This window comes from Sphingobium sp. MK2, from assembly GCF_040170545.1.
Classification (GTDB): domain Bacteria; phylum Pseudomonadota; class Alphaproteobacteria; order Sphingomonadales; family Sphingomonadaceae; genus Sphingobium.
The window spans coordinates 213,568-230,719 of record NZ_JAZDXA010000001.1 but is presented as its reverse complement, the minus strand read 5'-3'; the positions used below and the strand labels follow the sequence as shown (position 1 = coordinate 230,719).

General features: G+C 63.7%; 18 protein-coding genes and 1 tRNA gene. 12 read left to right on the top strand and 7 right to left on the bottom strand.

The genetic code is table 11. From position 1 onward, the window contains the following. Positions 1-243: 243 nt before the first annotated feature. Complete coding sequence (locus V2I08_RS01125) at positions 244-1,839, bottom strand: isocitrate lyase (RefSeq protein ID WP_349633498.1); 1,596 nt, start codon at positions 1,837-1,839, stop codon at positions 244-246. Between the two features lie 141 nt (positions 1,840-1,980). On the opposite strand from V2I08_RS01125, the gene V2I08_RS01120 reads away from it, so the two are divergent. Next, positions 1,981-3,369, top strand: a complete 1,389-nt coding sequence (locus tag V2I08_RS01120; RefSeq protein ID WP_349633497.1) for a short-chain fatty acyl-CoA regulator family protein — start codon at positions 1,981-1,983, stop codon at positions 3,367-3,369. On the opposite strand, the gene V2I08_RS01115 is transcribed toward V2I08_RS01120, so the two are convergent. Then, entirely contained in the window at positions 3,327-4,352 is a 1,026-nt protein-coding gene (locus V2I08_RS01115; RefSeq protein WP_349633584.1) for an esterase-like activity of phytase family protein, read from the bottom strand. The genes V2I08_RS01120 and V2I08_RS01115 overlap by 43 nt on opposite strands. A 188-nt stretch (positions 4,353-4,540) precedes the next feature. Between V2I08_RS01115 and V2I08_RS01110 the strand changes: the two genes are divergently transcribed. Then, positions 4,541-4,960 (top strand): glycine zipper 2TM domain-containing protein, encoded by a 420-nt coding sequence (locus V2I08_RS01110; RefSeq protein ID WP_349633496.1) that lies wholly within the window; start codon positions 4,541-4,543, stop codon positions 4,958-4,960. A gap of 49 nt (positions 4,961-5,009) precedes the next feature. Here the strand turns inward: V2I08_RS01110 and V2I08_RS01105 are convergent, their stop codons facing one another. Further along, positions 5,010-5,252, bottom strand: a complete 243-nt coding sequence (locus tag V2I08_RS01105; RefSeq protein WP_349633495.1) for a hypothetical protein — start codon at positions 5,250-5,252, stop codon at positions 5,010-5,012. 82 nt (positions 5,253-5,334) lie between these two features. After that, a complete protein-coding gene (locus tag V2I08_RS01100) occupies positions 5,335-5,553 on the bottom strand; it encodes a circumsporozoite protein (protein ID WP_349633583.1) in 219 nt (72 codons plus the stop codon). Positions 5,554-5,769: 216 nt separating this feature from the next. On the opposite strand from V2I08_RS01100, the gene V2I08_RS01095 reads away from it, so the two are divergent. The 6 genes from V2I08_RS01095 to V2I08_RS01070 all read left to right on the top strand — a co-directional run bounded on the left by V2I08_RS01095 (position 5,770) and on the right by V2I08_RS01070 (position 12,224). Then, positions 5,770-6,741 carry a metalloregulator ArsR/SmtB family transcription factor gene (locus tag V2I08_RS01095; RefSeq protein WP_349633494.1) on the top strand — a complete coding sequence of 324 codons (972 nt, stop codon included), beginning with the start codon at positions 5,770-5,772 and terminating at the stop codon, positions 6,739-6,741. Continuing rightward, positions 6,738-7,643, top strand: coding sequence for a methylenetetrahydrofolate reductase (metF, locus tag V2I08_RS01090; RefSeq protein WP_349633493.1), 906 nt, complete (start codon positions 6,738-6,740; stop codon positions 7,641-7,643). The genes V2I08_RS01095 and metF overlap by 4 nt, the downstream gene beginning before the upstream one ends. A 97-nt stretch (positions 7,644-7,740) precedes the next feature. Continuing rightward, positions 7,741-8,787, top strand: a complete 1,047-nt coding sequence (locus V2I08_RS01085) for a homocysteine S-methyltransferase family protein (protein WP_349633492.1) — start codon at positions 7,741-7,743, stop codon at positions 8,785-8,787. Between the two features lie 114 nt (positions 8,788-8,901). Next, on the top strand, positions 8,902-11,502 hold the full coding sequence (gene metH / locus V2I08_RS01080; protein ID WP_349633491.1) for a methionine synthase: 2,601 nt from the start codon (positions 8,902-8,904) through the stop codon (positions 11,500-11,502). A 90-nt stretch (positions 11,503-11,592) separates the two neighbouring features. After that, a complete protein-coding gene (locus V2I08_RS01075) occupies positions 11,593-11,952 on the top strand; it encodes an argininosuccinate lyase (RefSeq protein WP_349633490.1) in 360 nt (119 codons plus the stop codon). Positions 11,953-12,062: 110 nt separating this feature from the next. Next, entirely contained in the window at positions 12,063-12,224 is a 162-nt protein-coding gene (locus tag V2I08_RS01070) for a hypothetical protein (protein ID WP_349633489.1), read from the top strand. A 145-nt stretch (positions 12,225-12,369) separates the two neighbouring features. Here V2I08_RS01070 and recR read toward each other — a convergent pair whose 3' ends face one another. After that, complete coding sequence (gene recR / locus V2I08_RS01065; RefSeq protein ID WP_333975549.1) at positions 12,370-12,966, bottom strand: recombination mediator RecR; 597 nt, start codon at positions 12,964-12,966, stop codon at positions 12,370-12,372. A gap of 53 nt (positions 12,967-13,019) precedes the next feature. Between recR and fmt the strand changes: the two genes are divergently transcribed. Together fmt and truA are read left to right on the top strand one after the other, a co-directional pair. Next, positions 13,020-13,928: a methionyl-tRNA formyltransferase gene (gene fmt / locus V2I08_RS01060; protein WP_349633488.1), complete on the top strand. Its 909-nt coding sequence runs from the start codon at positions 13,020-13,022 to the stop codon at positions 13,926-13,928. Positions 13,929-13,941: 13 nt separating this feature from the next. After that, positions 13,942-14,685: a tRNA pseudouridine(38-40) synthase TruA gene (gene truA / locus V2I08_RS01055; RefSeq protein ID WP_349633582.1), complete on the top strand. Its 744-nt coding sequence runs from the start codon at positions 13,942-13,944 to the stop codon at positions 14,683-14,685. Here the strand turns inward: truA and V2I08_RS01050 are convergent. Beyond that, positions 14,682-15,401: a queuosine precursor transporter gene (locus V2I08_RS01050; protein WP_349633487.1), complete on the bottom strand. Its 720-nt coding sequence runs from the start codon at positions 15,399-15,401 to the stop codon at positions 14,682-14,684. The two genes, truA and V2I08_RS01050, sit on opposite strands and share 4 nt — an antisense overlap. Positions 15,402-15,469: 68 nt before the next feature. On the opposite strand from V2I08_RS01050, the gene V2I08_RS01045 reads away from it, so the two are divergent. Further along, positions 15,470-15,546 (top strand) — tRNA-Arg (locus V2I08_RS01045). Between the two features lie 144 nt (positions 15,547-15,690). Here the strand turns inward: V2I08_RS01045 and fsa are convergent. Then, complete coding sequence (gene fsa / locus V2I08_RS01040) at positions 15,691-16,344, bottom strand: fructose-6-phosphate aldolase (protein WP_037480038.1); 654 nt, start codon at positions 16,342-16,344, stop codon at positions 15,691-15,693. Positions 16,345-16,486: 142 nt separating this feature from the next. Here fsa and V2I08_RS01035 point away from each other — a divergent pair, with 142 nt between their 5' ends. After that, on the top strand, positions 16,487-17,134 hold the full coding sequence (locus V2I08_RS01035; protein WP_349633486.1) for a DUF2490 domain-containing protein: 648 nt from the start codon (positions 16,487-16,489) through the stop codon (positions 17,132-17,134). The last annotated feature ends 18 nt before the right edge of the window (positions 17,135-17,152 follow it).

Below are 17,152 nucleotides of genomic sequence, written 5' to 3'. Positions count from 1 at the left end.
TTACCCACCACGACGCTCTTCCGATCACTTCGTGGTCCCCCTCCCCTGCAAGGGGAGGATATCAAAAAAACGGCCCGGCAGTCTCCTACCGGGCCGTCCAGTCCTTCCACCCAAACCCGCGAAGGGAGTGTCGAATTCCCCGCGAGCTGGCCCGTAAAGCGGCCGCGCACCTGCCCGTCACCTCCCACTTTCGCGGAGATGACGAGCATAGGCTCAGGCCGCAAACTGGTTCCCCCGCAGCATTTATGCTGCAAACTGGTTCATCGTATTATGCGCGCCACCGGCCTTGAGCGCCGCCTCGCCCGCGAAGTAATCCTTATGATCATCGCCAATGTCGCTGCCCGACATATTCTGATGCTTCACACAGGCGATGCCCTGGCGGATTTCCTTGCGCTGGACGCCCTCGACATAGCCCAGCATCCCAGCTTCACCGAAATACTCCTTCGCTAGGTTATCGGTGCTGAGCGCGGCGGTATGATAGGTCGGCAGGGTGATGAGATGATGGAAAATCCCCGCCCGCGCCGCCGCATCCTTCTGGAAGGTGCGGATCCGGTCATCCGCTTCCCGACCCAGATCGCTATCGTCATAATCGACGCTCATCAGCTTCGTCCGGTCATAGGCGCTGACATCCTTGCCCGCTTCGACCCAGGCATCATAAACCTGCTGGCGGAAATTCAGCGTCCAGTTGAAGCTCGGCGAGTTATTGTACACCAGCTTGGCATTGGGGATGACCTCGCGGATGCGGTCGACCATCGACGCGATCTGCTCGATATGCGGCTTCTCGGTCTCGATCCACAGCAGGTCCGCACCATTTTGCAGGCTGGTGATGCAATCCAGCACGCAGCGGTCGGCCCCTGTCCCTTCGCGAAACTGGAACAGGTTGCTCGGCAACCGCTTGGGGCGCAACAGCTTGCCGTCGCGGTTCAGGATGACATCGCCATTCTTCGCCGTCGCCGGGTCGATCTCCTCGCAATCGAGGAAGCTGTTATACTGGTCGCCGATATCGCCCGGCTCGTTGCTGACCGCGATCTGCTTGGTCAGGCCAGCACCCAGCGAGTCCGTCCGCGTGACGATGATGCCATCATCGACGCCCAGTTCCAGAAATGCGTAACGGCACGCCCGGACTTTCGCCAGGAAGTCCTCATGCGGCACCGTGACCTTGCCGTCCTGATGACCGCACTGCTTTTCGTCGCTGACCTGATTTTCGATCTGGAGCGCGCACGCCCCCGCCTCGATCATCTTCTTGGCGAGCAGATAGGTCGCTTCCGCATTGCCAAAGCCCGCATCAATGTCTGCGATAATCGGAACGACATGGGTTTCGAAAGTGTCGATTGCATGTTGGGCCTTCTGCGCCTTGACCTCGTCGCCTGCCGCGCGGGCCGCGTCGAGATCGCGGAACAACATGCCCAGTTCGCGGGCATCGGCCTGTTTCAGGAAGGTGTAGAGTTCCTCGATCAGCGCCGGAACGCTGGTCTTTTCATGCATCGACTGGTCAGGCAGCGGGCCGAAGTCGCTGCGCAGCGCCGCGACCATCCAGCCCGACAGATAGAGATATTTGCGCTTGGTCGTGCCGAAATGCTTCTTGATCGCGATCATCTTTTGCTGGCCGATGAAACCGTGCCAGCAGCCCAGCGACTGGGTATATTGGGTCGGGTCCGCATCATAGGCGGCCATGTCGCGGCGCATGATGCCAGCGGTATATTGGGCGATGTCGAGACCCGTGTTGAAGCGGTTCTGCAATTTCATGCGCGCGACCGATTCCGCATTGATGCCGTCCCATGTGCCGGGATGGCTGCCGATCAGCGCCTGCGCCTTTGCGATATTCTCCTGATAGGACATGGGACGTTTCCTTGTGAGCGGTGAGCTTGATGCACCGCCCCTATCCCCCGCCCGCACGGCGCGGCAGCCCTTGTGAAGTTCAGTTGTCGATCTTTACAAAAATCTGCTGTAAAGTTGTAAAGCCTGCACAGGAGTTGCCCGATGCGTAAAGACAGCCCGGTCTATATGGGGCCGCGCCTGCGGCGGCTGCGCCGCGACCTTGGCCTGACCCAAGCCGACATGGCCGCCGATCTCGACATTTCTCCCTCCTATGTCGCCCTGCTCGAACGCAACCAGCGGCCGCTAACCGCCGACATGCTGCTGCGCCTCGCGCGCACCTACAAGCTCGACATGGCGGAGGTCGCGGGCGACGGCGGCACGGAACAGACCGCGCGGCTCCATGCCGTCCTCAAAGACCCGATGTTCGCGGACCTTGACCTGCCCGCGCTTGCCACCGGCGATGTCGCCGTCAATTATCCCGGTATCACCGAAGCGCTGCTGCGCCTCTATACCAGCTATCGCGAGGAGCATCTGGCGCTCGCCGACCAGGGCGTCACGCCCGACGATGCACCCGATCCAGTCGCCGAATCGCGCCGCTTCCTCGCCGCCCGCCGCAACAGCTTCCCGATGCTGGACGACATGGCCGAAAAGCTCGCCGCCGATGCGGACACAGAAGGTGGCCTCACCGGCTGGCTGCGCGCCCGACATAGTCTCCGCGTCCGCCGCTTGCCTTCCGACGTCATGGCAGGCTCATTGCGCCGCTACGACCGGCACCGCGACGCCATCCTCCTCGACGACACGCTCGACACCGCCAGCGCCCAATTCCAACTCGCGCTCCAGATCGCCTATCTCGAAATGCGCAAGGCCTTCGACGCCATCCTCAAGGACGGCCAGTTCGCCAATGAAAGCAGCCGCCGCCTCGCCCGCCGCGCCCTCGCCAGCTATGGGGCCGCCGCGATCCTGATGCCCTACAGCGCCTTTGCCAAGGCGGTCGAGGCACGCCGCTATGATGTCGAGGCGCTCGCTCGTCAGTTCGGCACCAGTTTCGAACAGACCGCCCACCGCCTCACCACGTTGCAAAAACCGGGGCAGGAGCGCGTCCCCTTCTTCTTCCTGCGCGTCGATCCGGCGGGCAATGTCTCCAAACGGCTCGACGGTGCGGGCTTTCCCTTTGCCCGCCATGGCGGCTCCTGCCCGCTCTGGTCAGTGCATCGCGTGTTCGAAACCCCGCGCCAGCTCGTCACCCAATGGCTCGAACTGCCTGATGGCCAGCGCTTCTTCTCGATCGCGCGCACCGTTACGGCGGGCGGCGGCGGCTGGGGCGCGCCCAGGGTCGATCGCGCCATCGCGCTCTGCTGCGCCGCCGACCATGCCCATCGCCTCATCTACACCCAGGGCAGCCCACCGCCGGACCCGACGCCGATCGGCGTCACCTGTCGCCTCTGCCACCGGCCCCACTGCCTCGCCCGCGCCGCCCCGCCGATCGGCCGTGACATGCTACCTGACGATTATCGCGGGACGCGCGCGCCCTTCGGCTTTGCCGATGGCTGATCCGCCAGCGCGAACTTCAACAACAGCGTGCGCTGGAAAAATTCATGATTATCATCGGAAACGACCCATAGAATAATCTGCCCGTCTTCCTCGCTGATCGCGATCCCCTCGAAATTGTCCGCCAGCAGCGGCGGCGCGAGCCGCGCCAGCGTCCTGGCCTTGAGCGTCGTACCCGGCTCCAGCGTCTGCGGCAGATCGACAATGGCGATGGTGGCGGTGAAAAGATTCTGCAGCGTCAGACGACGATTGAGGACCAGCAGCCGTCGCTCATCCAGCGCCACCGCATCGGTCGGCCGGTAGCCCTGCGGTGGCATGTAGCGCAGGGGAATGGGGTCAGGCGTCGCGCTGTCAGCGGGGTCGTCCGCGAACAGCAGCGCCTGATGCTGCCCGTCGGGCGTCATCCCCATCTCCGCGATCGCGATGAACCGGCCATCGGGCAGTCGCGCGAGCGATTCGATGGACCCGGTCTTGGGCCAGCCCAGAATATCGGGCCAGACGCGGCACGCCTCCACCCGCGCAAAACCGGGCGCATAGCGGCAGATCGACTGTTGCAGTTCGAACCCCACCCAATGGCGGTCGGTCGCCGGATCATAGGCCAGCGCTTCCGAATCCCACGTCCACCAGGGCCGGTCCCGGTCCTTGGGCCGCACTGGCAGGGGCGCGATAAAGGGCCGCCGCGACGCTTCGCCTGCCCCCACATGAAAGCCCATCAGGATGCCGGAATCGCTCAGCGCCAATATGTCGCCCCCGCCGGTCGCGCGCAGCGCCGAAATGCCGCCAAAGCCCGGATTGGCGCTGCGCAATTCCCAACCGCCCAGATATTCCAGCGCGCCCACGCGCCGCAGTGCCGGGTCGATGCTGCTGAGCGGCAACGCCCGCGCCGACACCAGCAATGCGCCCGCCTGCACCGCCTCCGGCTTGCTCTGGTGCGGCGCGGGCAACAGCAGGATGGCCAGCGCCAGCACGATCAGGATTCGCGTCATCGCGCCCGCCATAGCCGCTCGCGCGACGAAGCGCAGCAGCACAATGGCGAACCGTTGGCATCTGAACGCTGGCTGTCAGCGCCATTCAGACATGGCTCAACCCGAATCGGCCATAAAGACGTCACTCGATGGGCAATCCCGTAATCGGACATCGCCCCTCTGACGCTGACACAGGAAGGAGAAGCGCGATGAAAATGAAGTTTCTGGTGAATTTGGGCGCAGCCCTGGCAATGGGCGCGGCTTCCCTCGCGGTGACCGCCACCCCGGCCATGGCGCAACGTGGCTATGATCGCGGCTATGACCGTGGCGGCGACTATTATCGCGGGGATCGTGGCTATCGCGGCGACCGTGGCTATTATCGCGGCAACCGCAACCAAGTGTATCGCGGCGACCGCTATTATCGCAACAACGGCTATCGGGGCGGCTATCGCTGCCGCGACAATGGCACGGGCGGCACCATCATCGGTGCGATCGCCGGTGGCCTGCTCGGCAATGAAGTCGGCAAGGGTTCGGGCCGCTATGGCCAGCGCGGAGACGGCACGACCGGCGCGATCATTGGCGCAGGCGTCGGTGCCCTCGCCGGTCGGGCGATCGACCGCAACTGCTAAATCCTGACGTGAGTGAAAAGGCCGTCCTGTCCAGGGCGGCCTTTTTGCGTCAGGGTTTGGGATCAGGCTGCGGCGCAACCCGGCCACGCTCGGCCCCTGCGGCCGCGCTGGCTGCGGGATTAAGGCCGACATCGCCGCTCTGCGCCACACCCCTCTGCGCGTCGAGCATCGCGGCCGCCTCGTTCAGCGCTTCCGCCTCGCTGGCGCTCACACCGCCGACACCATCGGACGGCTCTGAACCACAGGCGCCCAGCGGCAGCAGCGCTGTAGCGATGAGTAAGGCGCGGATCATCTTTCTGTCCCCAATAGAAAAGGGGCCGCGCCGTTGCCGGTGCGACCCCCAATCCAATAATCCAACAAAACCCTGGCGGGTCTTACATCGCGTTGGCGACGTTGTTGGTGGCGTTCGAAGCCGCATTGGCGGCGGCATCGGCAGCATTCATCGCCGCGTTCATGGCGTTGTCGGCAGCGTTCGACGCATTTTCAGCCGAGTTGGCAGCATCGTTGGCGACGTTCTCGGTTTCGGAACCGGAGCAGGCAGCCAGGCCGAGCGAAGCGGCAAGAACGAGCGAAAGAGCGATAGACTTGGTCATGGGCAAAAACCCCTCTCTGAGAAAAAAACAGTGCAGACCACTCTCGGAGAAAAGCTCACCCCCCATTGCGCCTGCGGGGCGATTCGTAATGCTTTGAACGAAGCAAGGCAATCCCATTCATGTAACAGCAAGGCGATAGGCCCCTGCTTTACCCGGTAAAATGCCGGAAAATGAGAATTGTTGACGCATATAAAGATTTCTTTATATGATACTGGCATGGCAGCTTCGCTCGATATTTTCCGCGCCCTTGGCGATCCGACCCGGTTGCGGATCATCCATTTGCTGCGCGCGATGGAGTTGGCCGTGGGCGAAATCGCGCAGGTCGTGGGACAAAGCCAACCGCGCGTATCGCGCCATGTCCGCATCCTGGCCGAAGCGGGGCTGGTCGAACGGCGCAAGGAGGGCAATTGGGTGTTCCTGCGCCTCGGCAAAGGCGAAGGCCTCGCCCCCTTCATCGCCCTGTTCGATCATCTGACGCCATCAGACGCCGAAAAACTGTGGCAACAGGCTGATTTGGTGCGCCTCGCCGCCGTGCGCGCCGACCGAGCCCGCGCCGCCGAAAGCTATTTCGCCGACCATGCTGAACAATGGGACGCGATCCGCTCGCTCCATGTCGCCGAAGCGCAGGTGGAAACCGCCATGACCGCGCTGCTCGCCAGCGCCCCGATCGGCCATCTGCTCGATATCGGCACCGGCACCGGCCGGATGGTCGAACTGTTCGGCCCCGCCGCCCGCGCCGTCACCGCGATCGATCGCAGCCCGGATATGCTGCGCCTCGCGCGCGCCAAGCTGCCCGAAGATGCGGGCGACAAATATGCGCTGCTGCTGGGCGATTTTCTCGACCTGCCGCTCAAACCCGGCAGCGTCGATACGGTCGTGCTGCATCAGGTGCTCCATTATGCGCAGGCGCCCGAACAAGTGATCGCTGAGGCCGCGCGCGTCACGGCACGCGATGGCCGCGTCCTCATCGCCGACTTCGCCCCCCATGAGCGCGAGGAATTGCGCCTGCGCGACCAGCATGCCCGGCTCGGCTTCTCGGACGATCAGATCGACGGCTGGTTCGCGGCGGCCGGCCTGGTGCTGGAGCAGGTAGAGACTTTGCCCGGCCAGGAACTGACGGTGCAACTCTGGCTGGGGCGGCGCAAGGGCGCCCGCATCCTGCCCATCGAAGGACGGATTTCCGCATGACCTTGAACGATCCTGCTGCCCCGCTCTACGCCGACCTTGCGGGCGACTGCCAGGTCAGCTTCGAATTTTTCCCGCCCAAGTCGGAGAAGATGGAAGCGCAACTCTGGTCCGCGATCGAGACGTTGACGCCGCTCGCCCCCAAATTCGTGTCTGTTACCTATGGCGCAGGCGGATCGACCCGCGAGCGCACCCACAACACGGTGGCGCGGATCGCCAAGGAAACGCCGCTGGAGGCGGCCGCGCATCTGACCTGCGTCGGCGCGAGCAAGGATGAGATCGCCGAGATCGCCGATGCCTATTGGCAGGCGGGCGTGCGCCACATCGTCGCGCTGCGCGGCGATGCCCCCGAAATCGGCGGCACGTTCGAACCGCACCCGGATGGCTATAAGGGCGCGGCCGAATTGGTCGAGGGCCTCATTAAGCGCCACCCGTTCGAAATCTCGGTGTCCGCCTATCCCGAAGTCCATCCCGAAGCGGCCAGCGCACAGAGCGACCTGGATAATCTCAAGCGCAAGCTGGACGCCGGGGCAATCCGCGCGATCACCCAATTCTTCTTCACGCCCGACGCCTATTTCCGCTTCCTCGACAAGGTGCTGGCGGCGGGCATCACTGCCGACATCGTGCCGGGCATCATGCCGGTCAGCAATTTCGCCGCGACGCAGCGGATGGCCGCCATGTGCAATACGCAGGTGCCCAGCTGGATGGCGCGCCTTTTCGAAGGATTGGACGACCACCCCGCCTCGCGCCAACTCGTATCGGCCACGATCGCGGCGGAACTCTGCCAGAAGCTCTATGCAGGCGGCGTGCGCGACTTCCACTTCTACACGCTCAACCGCTCGGAATTGAGCTTCGCGATCTGCCATTTGCTGGGTCTGCGGGCGAAGGCGACAGCGGACGCCTAGATATTTCACCCCCCTCCGTTCGGTTCGAGCTTGTCGAGAACTGGTTTCGTGGGGGTTCTCGACAGGCTCGAACCGAACGGTACGAGAGGACATGAACATGACCGCTGAACAACAATTACGCGCCCTGGCCGCCGAAAAGATCCTGATCTTCGACGGCGGCTATGGCACGTCGATCCAGAAACATGGCCTGACCGAAGCCGATTATCGCGGCACCCTCGATTTGCCCAAGGATCAGAAGGGCAATAACGACTTGCTCTGCCTGACCCGGCCGGACATCGTGCAGGGCATCCATGCCGCCTATCTGGCGGCGGGCGCGGACATGATCGAAACCAACACCTTCAGCTCGACCAAGATCGCCATGGCCGATTATGGCTGCGAACATCTGGTGTGGGACATCAACATCGCCGCCGCCACACTGGCGCGCAACGCCTGCGACGCGGCGACCGCAGCGGACGGCAAGCCGCGCTTCGTGTGCGGCTCGATCGGCCCGACCAACAAGACGCTGTCCATCTCGCCCGACGTCAACGACCCCGCTTATCGCGAAGTCGATTATGACACGCTCAAAGCCGATTATCGCGAGCAATGCGACGCGCTGATCGCGGGTGGCGTCGATTTCCTGCTGGTCGAAACCTGCTTCGATACGCTGAACGCCAAGGCCGCTGGCATGGCCGCGCGCGAAGCGGAGGAAGCGGCGGGCCGCCCGGTCCCGCTGATGCTCAGCTTCACCATCACCGACATGTCGGGCCGCAATCTGTCGGGCCACACCATCAACGCCTTCTGGTATTCGATGCGCCATCTCAAGCCGCTGACCATCGGCGTGAACTGCGCGTTCGGCGCGGACCTGCTGCGCCCCTATCTCGCCGACCTGTCGAAAAACGCCGACACGCTGATCCTCGCCTATCCCAATGCGGGCCTGCCCAACGAACTCGGCCAATATGACGAACTGCCCGAAACCACCGCAAAGCTGATCCGCCAATGGGTGGATGAAGGCTTGGTCAACATGGTCGGCGGCTGCTGCGGCACAACGCCTGAACATATCGGTGCGGTGGCCAGGGCGCTGGCGGGCGAAAAACCGCGCGTGGTGCCAAAGCTGGAAGTCGTCACGCGCCTCGCCGGCCTAGAACCCATGCACATCGCCGCCTAACATGTCCCCCCTCCCGCAAGCGGGAGGGGGCCAGGGGGTGGGCCGGGAAGGCACAGTCCCCAGAAATGCCCACCCCCAGCCTCTCCCGCAAGCGGGAGGGGAGCAGGTAACAAAATGACCCAGAAATCCACCGCCACCTTCGTCAATATCGGCGAACGCACGAACGTCACCGGATCGGCCAAGTTCAAGAAACTGATCATGGCGGGCGACTATGCCGCCGCGATCGACATCGCGCGCGAGCAGGTGGAGAATGGCGCGCAGATCGTCGACGTCAACATGGATGAGGGGCTGCTCGACGCGGTCGAGGCGATGACGACCTTCCTCAAGCTGATGACCTCGGAACCCGACATCAGCCGTGTCCCCGTCATGATCGACAGCTCCAAATGGGAGGTGATCGAAGCCGGCCTCAAATGCGTGTCCGGCAAGCCGATCGTCAACTCGATCAGCATGAAGGAGGGCGAGGAAGCCTTCCTCTTCCACGCCCGCAAATGTATGGCCTATGGTGCCGCTGTCGTGGTCATGGCCTTCGACGAAACCGGCCAGGCGGACACCAAGGCGCGCAAGGTCGAAATCTGCGCCCGCGCCTATGATCTGCTGATGGGCATCGGCTTCCCGCCCGAAGACATTATCTTCGACCCCAATATCTTCGCCGTAGCGACGGGGATCGAAGAGCATAATAATTACGGCATGGACTTCATCGAAGCCTGCCGCGAGATCAAGGCGCGCTGCCCGCACGTCCATATCTCCGGCGGCCTGTCCAACTTCTCCTTCTCCTTCCGCGGCAACGAACCCGTCCGCCGCGCGATGCACAGCGTCTTCCTCTACCACGCCATCCCCGCCGGGCTCGACATGGCGATCGTCAACGCAGGCCAGCTCGACGTCTATGACGCGATCGACCCGGCGCTGCGCAAGGCGTGCGAGGATGTCCTCCTCAACACCGATCCTGAAGCCGGCGAACGCCTCGTCACCCTCGCCGAAAGCTATCGCGGCAAGGATGCGGCTGTCGAAAAGGCCGCGCAGGAATGGCGCAGCTGGCCCGTCGCCCGCCGCCTCGAACATGCCCTCGTCAAGGGCATCGACATGTATGTGGTCGAGGATACCGAGGAAGCCCGCCTCGTCGCCGCCCGCCCGATCGAAGTGATCGAAGGCCCGCTGATGGACGGCATGAACGTCGTCGGCGACCTGTTCGGCGCAGGCAAGATGTTCCTGCCGCAAGTCGTCAAATCCGCCCGCGTCATGAAGAAGGCGGTCGCCCACCTCCTTCCCTATATCGAGGCCGCCAAGGAACCCGGCGCCAAGGGCAAGGGCAAGATCATCATGGCCACGGTCAAGGGCGACGTCCATGACATAGGCAAGAATATCGTCGGCGTCGTCCTGCAATGCAACGGCTTCGACGTGATCGACATGGGCGTGATGGTCCCCTGGCAGGACATCATCAAGGCCGCGAACGAGAATGACGCCGACATGATCGGCTTGTCCGGCCTCATCACCCCCTCGCTCGACGAGATGGTGACGGTCGCCACCGAAATGCAGCGCGCGGGCATGACCATGCCGCTGCTGATCGGCGGCGCGACCACCTCGCGCGTCCACACCGCGCTGCGCATCGACCCGGCCTTCACTGGCCCCGTCGTGCATGTGCTGGACGCCAGCCGCGCCGTCGGCGTCGCCACCGCGCTGGTATCGGATACGCAGAAAACCGCCTTCGTCCAGAAGACCAAGGATGATTATGAGCATGTCCGCGTCGCCCGCGCCAACAAGGGCCAAAGCGCGCTGGTCAGCATCGAGGACGCCCGCGCCAACGCCTTCGAGATCGACGAAAGCCTCAAGGCCCCGCGCCCGCGCCTGCCCGGCGTCCATCGCTTCCCCGACTGGGATCTGAAGGATCTGGTGCAATATATCGACTGGACCCCCTTCTTCCGCGCCTGGGAACTGGCGGGCAATTATCCCGCGATCCTGACCGACGAAGTGGTGGGCGAAAGCGCCTCCAGCCTGTTCGCCGATGCGCAGGCGATGCTCGACAAAATCGTCACCGAAAAATGGCTGACTGCGCGCGGCGTAGCGGGGCTATGGCCCTGCCGCCGTCAGGGCGACGACATCATCGTCCATGTCGAGGATGAGAAACACTACACCCTCCCCATGCTGCGCCAGCAGATCCAGAAGCGCGAAGGCCGCGCCAATATGTGCCTCGCCGACTTCATCAGCCATGATGGCGACTGGATGGGCGGCTTTGCGGTCGGCATCCACGGCATCGAGCCGCATCTGGCCAAGTTCAAGGCAGCGATCGACGATTATTCGGACATCCTCCTGAAAGCCCTGGCCGACCGCCTCGCCGAAGCCTTTGCCGAACGCCTCCACCATTATGTCCGCACCGCGCTCTGGGGCTATGCCGAGGGCGAGCAACTGACCAACGAAGCGCTGATCAAGGAACAATATCGCGGTATCCGCCCCGCACCGGGCTATCCCGCCTGCCCGGAACATAGCCTCAAAACGATCCTGTTCGAGATGCTCGACGCCCATCACGCGACCGGCATCACCCTGACCGAAAGTTTCGCCATGCTCCCCACCGCGGCGGTCAGCGGCTTCTATTTCGGCCATGCCCAATCGGAATATTTCGGCGTCGCCCGCGTCGGCCGCGACCAGTTGGAGGAATATGCGGGACGGCGCGGCATCGACCTGGAAACGGCCGAACGCTATCTGCGTCCCAATCTGGATTAAACGCCCCGAAACAGGCGCTTGTTACGGTCGGCGCAATATTCTACACCCACCCCGCGCCGATGATATGCATCGGCACGGGGGGGATTATTCATGAAGCCGATTGCCACCATCCTGGGCGCCTGCGCCCTGTTTCTCGCCGCGCCCGCCATCGCCGGGGACCAGGACTTCACCCTGTTCAACAAGACCGGCTACGACATCGCCGAAGTCTATGTCTCGCCCGCCGCTGCCAAGGCCTGGGGCGACGACGTGATGGAAGACGAAGTGCTGGAAGACACCGCCTCGGTCCCCATCAGCTTCAGCGCCAAGAACGACATCTGCAACTACGACCTCAAAGTCATCTTCACCGATGGCGACGAAGCCCAGTGGACCAATTTCGACCTCTGCACGATCAGCAAGATCCAGATCTTCTGGAACGTCAAGACGCAAAAGGCGACGGCCAAGTGGGAGTGAGCGGGCCGGTTCGGTAGGGAGCGGTGATAGTCCCTTGACCCGGTGTATCGCATCACGCCTTCTATCGACGCAAAGCGGGATGCTGGGTCAAGCCCACGGAAGTGCGCCTGGTGACCAATCGGACTGAAGATCGCCGGCCGGCAACGGTGTTCCGGGACATCTGCCAGATGCTGATCGGTCAGGTGGGCCGGGTGGTGCGCCAGCAGGGCCAGGAGTTGATCCAGCTTATCGACGGCTCGCCGATCCTGTTGCGCGATCCGCACCTGGGTTGAGCGGAAGCTGACCCGCACACCGACACAGCCCGCAAAACTACCACCGTCACCCCATTGGCGCTCAAGCTGTGAATCCCGGACAGCTATGTGGCCGCCGCTGGGATGACGGATTGAGAGGATTATGATGACTGGAGAGGTTGGTCCCCTACCCCACCGGCCTTCGGGCGCGAAGGGCCTGGGCAAGCGTGCCTTCGTCGAGATAGTCGAGTTCGCCGCCAACCGGCACGCCATGGGCCAATTGGGTCAAGCGGATGGGGAAACGTTCGAGCCGTTCGGCGAGATAATGGGCGGTGGTCTGGCCTTCGAGCGTGGCGTTCATGGCCAGCACGACTTCATCCACACCGCCCTGTTCCAGCCGGGTGACCAGCGCGTCGATGGTCAGGTCTTCGGGCCGGATGCCTTCAAGCGCGGACAGTCGCCCGCCCAGCACATGGAAGCGGCCGGGGAACAGTCGCGACTTGTCGAGCGCCCACAGGTCCGCGACATCCTCCACCACGCAGAGCGCGCGGGGATCGCGGCGCGCATCCTTGCAGATGCCGCAGGGATCAACCGTATCGACATTGCCGCAGACATGGCAGGTGACGAGCCGCTCGTTCACCGCCTCCAGCGCGCGCAGCAAAGGGGCCATCGCCGCCTCGCGCTTCTTGATGAGGTGCAGCACCGCGCGCCGCGCCGAACGCGGCCCAAGGCCGGGCAGGCGGGAGAGCGCCTGGGTCAACGCTTCGATTTCGGGAGAGGCCATGCTGTGAGATAAGGGGTTGCAACCCGTCCCGACAAGAGCTTTGAGCATTTGCTATGCGTATCATTTACATGGGCACTCCCGATTTCGCCGTTCCCGCGCTCGACGCGCTGGTTGCGACCGGGCATCAGGTCGTTGCGGTCTACAGCCAGCCGCCCCGGCCCGCCGGGCGCGGCAAGGCTTTGCGGCCCTCTCCGGTTCACGAGCGCGCCGAAGCGCTGGGGATAGAGGTGCGGACGCCGGTGTCGTTGAAAGAGCCGGAGGTGCAGGCGGCCTTTGCCGCGCTCGACGCCGATGTGGCGGTGGTGGCGGCCTATGGCCTGATCCTGCCGCGCGCGATTCTCGATGCGCCGCGCCATGGCTGCATGAACATCCATGCGTCGCTGCTGCCGCGCTGGCGCGGGGCGGCACCGATCCAGCGAGCGGTGCTGGCAGGCGACAATGTCACCGGCGTCACCATCATGGACATGGAAGCGGGCCTCGACACCGGCCCCATGCGCGCCAAATATGTGACATCTGTCGAGGGCAAGACGGCGGGCGCGTTGACCGAGGAACTGGCGCAGGCGGGTGCGGCGCTGATGGTCGAGGTGCTGGACGATATCAGCCTGCATCCGGCCATGCCGCAGCCGGAGGAAGGCGTGACCTATGCCGCCAAGATCGACAAGGCCGAAGCGCGAATCGATTTCGCACGCCCGGCGATTCAGGTCGAGCGCCAGATCCGCGCTTTCAATCCCGTCCCCGGTGCCTTTTTCGAATATGGCGGCGAGCGGTTCCGCATATTGGCGGCGCATGTCGAGCATGAGGATGGCGCCGCGGGCACGTTGCTGGACGATGCGCTGCTGATCGGCTGCGGCCATGGCGCGATCCGCCCGACGCTGATCCAGCGCGCAGGCAAGGCGGCGATGACGCCGGACAATCTGCTGCGCGGCTTGGACATGCCCGCGGGGAGCCGGGTGGATGGATGAGCCGGAGACGGGCCTGACCCGCTTCGCGCTCACGGTCGAATTTGACGGGCAGCCCTTCATGGGGTGGCAACGGCAGAACCATGGACCCAGCGTGCAGCAGGCGATCGAGGATGCCATCCATGCGGTGACCGGCGAGCGGGTGGCCGTCCATGCCGCCGGGCGGACCGATGCGGGCGTGCATGGGCTGGCGATGCGGGCGCATGTCGATATCGCCAAGGCGATCAAGCCCTTCCGGTTGATGGAGGGAATCAATGCGCGGTTGCGACCGCATCCAGTAGCGATCCTGGCGTGCGAGGTCGTGCCGGACGACTGGCATGCGCGTTTTTCCTGCCTTGGCCGTTCCTATGTCTATCGCATTGTCAATCGCCGGGCACCGCTGACGGTCGAACGGGGGCTGGCGTGGCAGGTGGCGAAGCCTTTGGATGCCGATGCGATGCAGGCGGCGGCGCAGTTGCTGGTCGGGCTGCATGATTTCACGACATTCCGGTCGGCCCATTGCCAATCGGCCAGTCCCGTCAAGACGCTCGACCGGCTGCACGTCGCGCGCGATGGCGAACGCATCGCCGTTCACGCGGACGCGCGATCCTTCCTCCATCATCAGGTGCGATCAATGGTCGGGTGCCTGACGTTGGTCGGCTCAGGACGATGGTCAGCCGACGATCTGCGCGCGGCATTGGAGGCGAAGGATCGCGCCGCCTTGGGGCTCAATGCCCCACCCGATGGACTATATTTCGTGGCGGCACATTATGCGGGTTAGAGCCGCGCGCGGAACGGGGTGAAGTTGGTGCCGGCGTCATACACGTCCAGCCCTTCGCGTCGCTTCAGGGCATTGACGACCATATAGGTGACAGGCGTCAGCAGCGCTTCCCAGCCGACTTTCATTGCCCAGTTGGTGACCATGACGGTCAGCACCTGTGTATTGGTCCAATTGCCGTAGAAAGCGAGTGGGTAGAAGAGCAGGCTGTCCACCCCCTGCCCCACGATCGTCGATCCGATCGTCCGCATCCACAGATGCTTGCCCTGGGTCAGCAACTTCATGCGGGCGAGGACGAAGCTGTTGGCCAGTTCGCCCGCCCAGAAGGCGATGAGCGAGGCAAAGACGATGCGCCATGTGCTGCCGAACACGGCTTCGTAGGACGCCTGCCCCGCCCAGCCTTCGGCAGGCGGCAGCGCGACCACGACCCAGCTCATCACCGCCATGAACAGCATGGCGGCAAAGCCCGCCCAGACGCAACGGCGCGCGCGGGCATAGCCATAGACTTCGGTCAGCACGTCGCCGATCACATAGCCGAGCGGAAAGAAGAGGATGCCAGCGCCGAAAGTGAAGCCACCCAGGCTCGACAATTTGGCCGCGCCGATCAGGTTGGAGAGCAGCAGGATCGCGACGAAGGCCGCCATCACGAAATCATAATAGCGTAGCGGCCGCGCACCCAGCGCGCCTGCATCGACCCTGTGAACCGCCCCGTCGCTCATGACGTCCTGCATATCGCACAGTCGGGTGATTGCAAGCTGTCCCCGGCGTCGCTATCGAGCCTGCCCAAGGCCCCGTAGCTCAACTGGATAGAGCACCCGCCTTCTAAGCGGGATGTTGCGTGTTCGAGTCACGCCGGGGTCACCATCCACCCATGACCATGAGCAGCGCCATACCGACGATGGTGAGCAGCAGCGCGAACCAGAGAAAGCCGAAATCGGGCTTGTCGGGATCGTGGCTCATGGGATTTTCCTTAAGGCGGGACGACGGTTGCCGTCCCGCCTGTTCAGATCACAGGATCGACTGGCCGGTCTTGGCCCAGTCGGCGGCGAAGCCTTCGAGGCCCTTGTCGGTCAGCACATGCTTGGACAGCATGCGGATGACGGCGGGCGGCGCGGTCATGACGTCGGCGCCGATGCGGGCGCTTTCCAGCACATGGATGGGGTGGCGGACGCTGGCGACGAGGATTTCGGTGTCGAAGCCATAATTGTCGTAGATCAGGCGGATGTCCTGAATAAGCGCCATGCCGTCGAAGCCATTATCGTCATGGCGGCCAACGAAGGGCGAGATGAAGGACGCGCCGGCCTTGGCCGCGAGCAGCGCCTGATTGGCGGAGAAGCAGAGCGTGACGTTGACGAGCGTGCCCTCGTCGGTCAGCGCCTTGCAGGTCTTGAGCCCGTCGATGGTTAGCGGCACCTTGATGCAGACATTGTCCGCGATTTTGCGCAGGACTTCTGCTTCTTTCATCATCGTTTCATGGTCGAGCGCGACGACTTCGGCGGAGACGGGGCCGTCAACCAGACCGCAAATTTCCTCGACCACTTCGAGGAAGGCGCGGCCCGACTTGTGGATCAAAGACGGGTTGGTGGTCACGCCGTCGAGCAAACCCGTGGCGGCCAGGTCGCGAATGTCGGCGGTGTCGGCGGTGTCGACGAAGAATTTCATGGATTTGGGCTCCGGGGATGAATGAGTCGGTCCCCTTTAGCCGCTGGCCGCTGGTTTCGCCATCTCCGGGGCTGGTCGATCGGTTTGCAACAGAGCAGCAACATGATTAAGGCGCGGGCACCCTGCCAAAGGATATGCCAAGATGCTGCGCCGCCTGATTATTGCCTTGTCGGTGTTGGCTATGACTCAGCCCGTTCATGCGGCGACGCAGGAAAGCCAGGCGTGGCTGACCGAGATGGTGACGATCAAGGCGGGTCCGGCGGACATCATCACGATCGATTCGAGCCAGCGCGCGCGATCGGACAGCCGAAGCGGGGGCGAGCAATTTCTCGCGCGCGTCGCCATCGACCACCGTATTGCCCCGGCCGTGCAATTAGGCGGGGGTTTTGCCTATCTCAAGGGCGAGTCGGACCAAGAACTACGGCTGTTCCAGCAGGTGACGCTGACCAAGGGTATTTGGCTGGCTCGCACCCGCATGGAGCAGCGCTTCTTCGATACGGTCGATGCGCCGGTGTGGCGGCTGCGCCAGCGGCTGCAGGCTAGCGTCCCGATCGACACAGCAAAGCAATGGACGGTGGTGGCTGCGACCGAAATCTTCTTCCATCTCAATCGCGGACGCCCCAGCGACAAGACAGGTCTGGCGACGATGCGCCACCAGATCGGCCTGCGTCATCCGATCGGCAAAGGTGTCGATGCGCAGCTTCTCTACATGCGGCAGCAGAATTTCCGCGACGGGCGGCCCGATGTCGTGTCGCACATTCCCTGGCTGACGCTGAGCTGGCGGATCTGACGCGCGGCATTTGCGTGG

Coding starts and splice junctions, on each gene's coding strand:
- V2I08_RS01035 (WP_349633486.1), top strand. CDS start 16,487: ATGCTGCGCCGCCTGATTATTGCCTTGTCGGTGTTGGCTATGACTCAG.
- V2I08_RS01105 (WP_349633495.1), bottom strand. CDS start 5,252: ATGATCCGCGCCTTACTCATCGCTACAGCGCTGCTGCCGCTGGGCGCC.
- fmt (WP_349633488.1), top strand. CDS start 13,020: ATGCGTATCATTTACATGGGCACTCCCGATTTCGCCGTTCCCGCGCTC.
- V2I08_RS01125 (WP_349633498.1), bottom strand. CDS start 1,839: ATGTCCTATCAGGAGAATATCGCAAAGGCGCAGGCGCTGATCGGCAGC.
- V2I08_RS01085 (WP_349633492.1), top strand. CDS start 7,741: ATGACCGCTGAACAACAATTACGCGCCCTGGCCGCCGAAAAGATCCTG.
- recR (WP_333975549.1), bottom strand. CDS start 12,966: ATGGCCTCTCCCGAAATCGAAGCGTTGACCCAGGCGCTCTCCCGCCTG.
- V2I08_RS01100 (WP_349633583.1), bottom strand. CDS start 5,553: ATGACCAAGTCTATCGCTCTTTCGCTCGTTCTTGCCGCTTCGCTCGGC.
- V2I08_RS01120 (WP_349633497.1), top strand. CDS start 1,981: ATGCGTAAAGACAGCCCGGTCTATATGGGGCCGCGCCTGCGGCGGCTG.
- V2I08_RS01095 (WP_349633494.1), top strand. CDS start 5,770: ATGGCAGCTTCGCTCGATATTTTCCGCGCCCTTGGCGATCCGACCCGG.
- fsa (WP_037480038.1), bottom strand. CDS start 16,344: ATGAAATTCTTCGTCGACACCGCCGACACCGCCGACATTCGCGACCTG.
- V2I08_RS01115 (WP_349633584.1), bottom strand. CDS start 4,352: ATGACGCGAATCCTGATCGTGCTGGCGCTGGCCATCCTGCTGTTGCCC.
- V2I08_RS01110 (WP_349633496.1), top strand. CDS start 4,541: ATGAAAATGAAGTTTCTGGTGAATTTGGGCGCAGCCCTGGCAATGGGC.
- metH (WP_349633491.1), top strand. CDS start 8,902: ATGACCCAGAAATCCACCGCCACCTTCGTCAATATCGGCGAACGCACG.
- V2I08_RS01075 (WP_349633490.1), top strand. CDS start 11,593: ATGAAGCCGATTGCCACCATCCTGGGCGCCTGCGCCCTGTTTCTCGCC.
- metF (WP_349633493.1), top strand. CDS start 6,738: ATGACCTTGAACGATCCTGCTGCCCCGCTCTACGCCGACCTTGCGGGC.
- V2I08_RS01050 (WP_349633487.1), bottom strand. CDS start 15,401: ATGAGCGACGGGGCGGTTCACAGGGTCGATGCAGGCGCGCTGGGTGCG.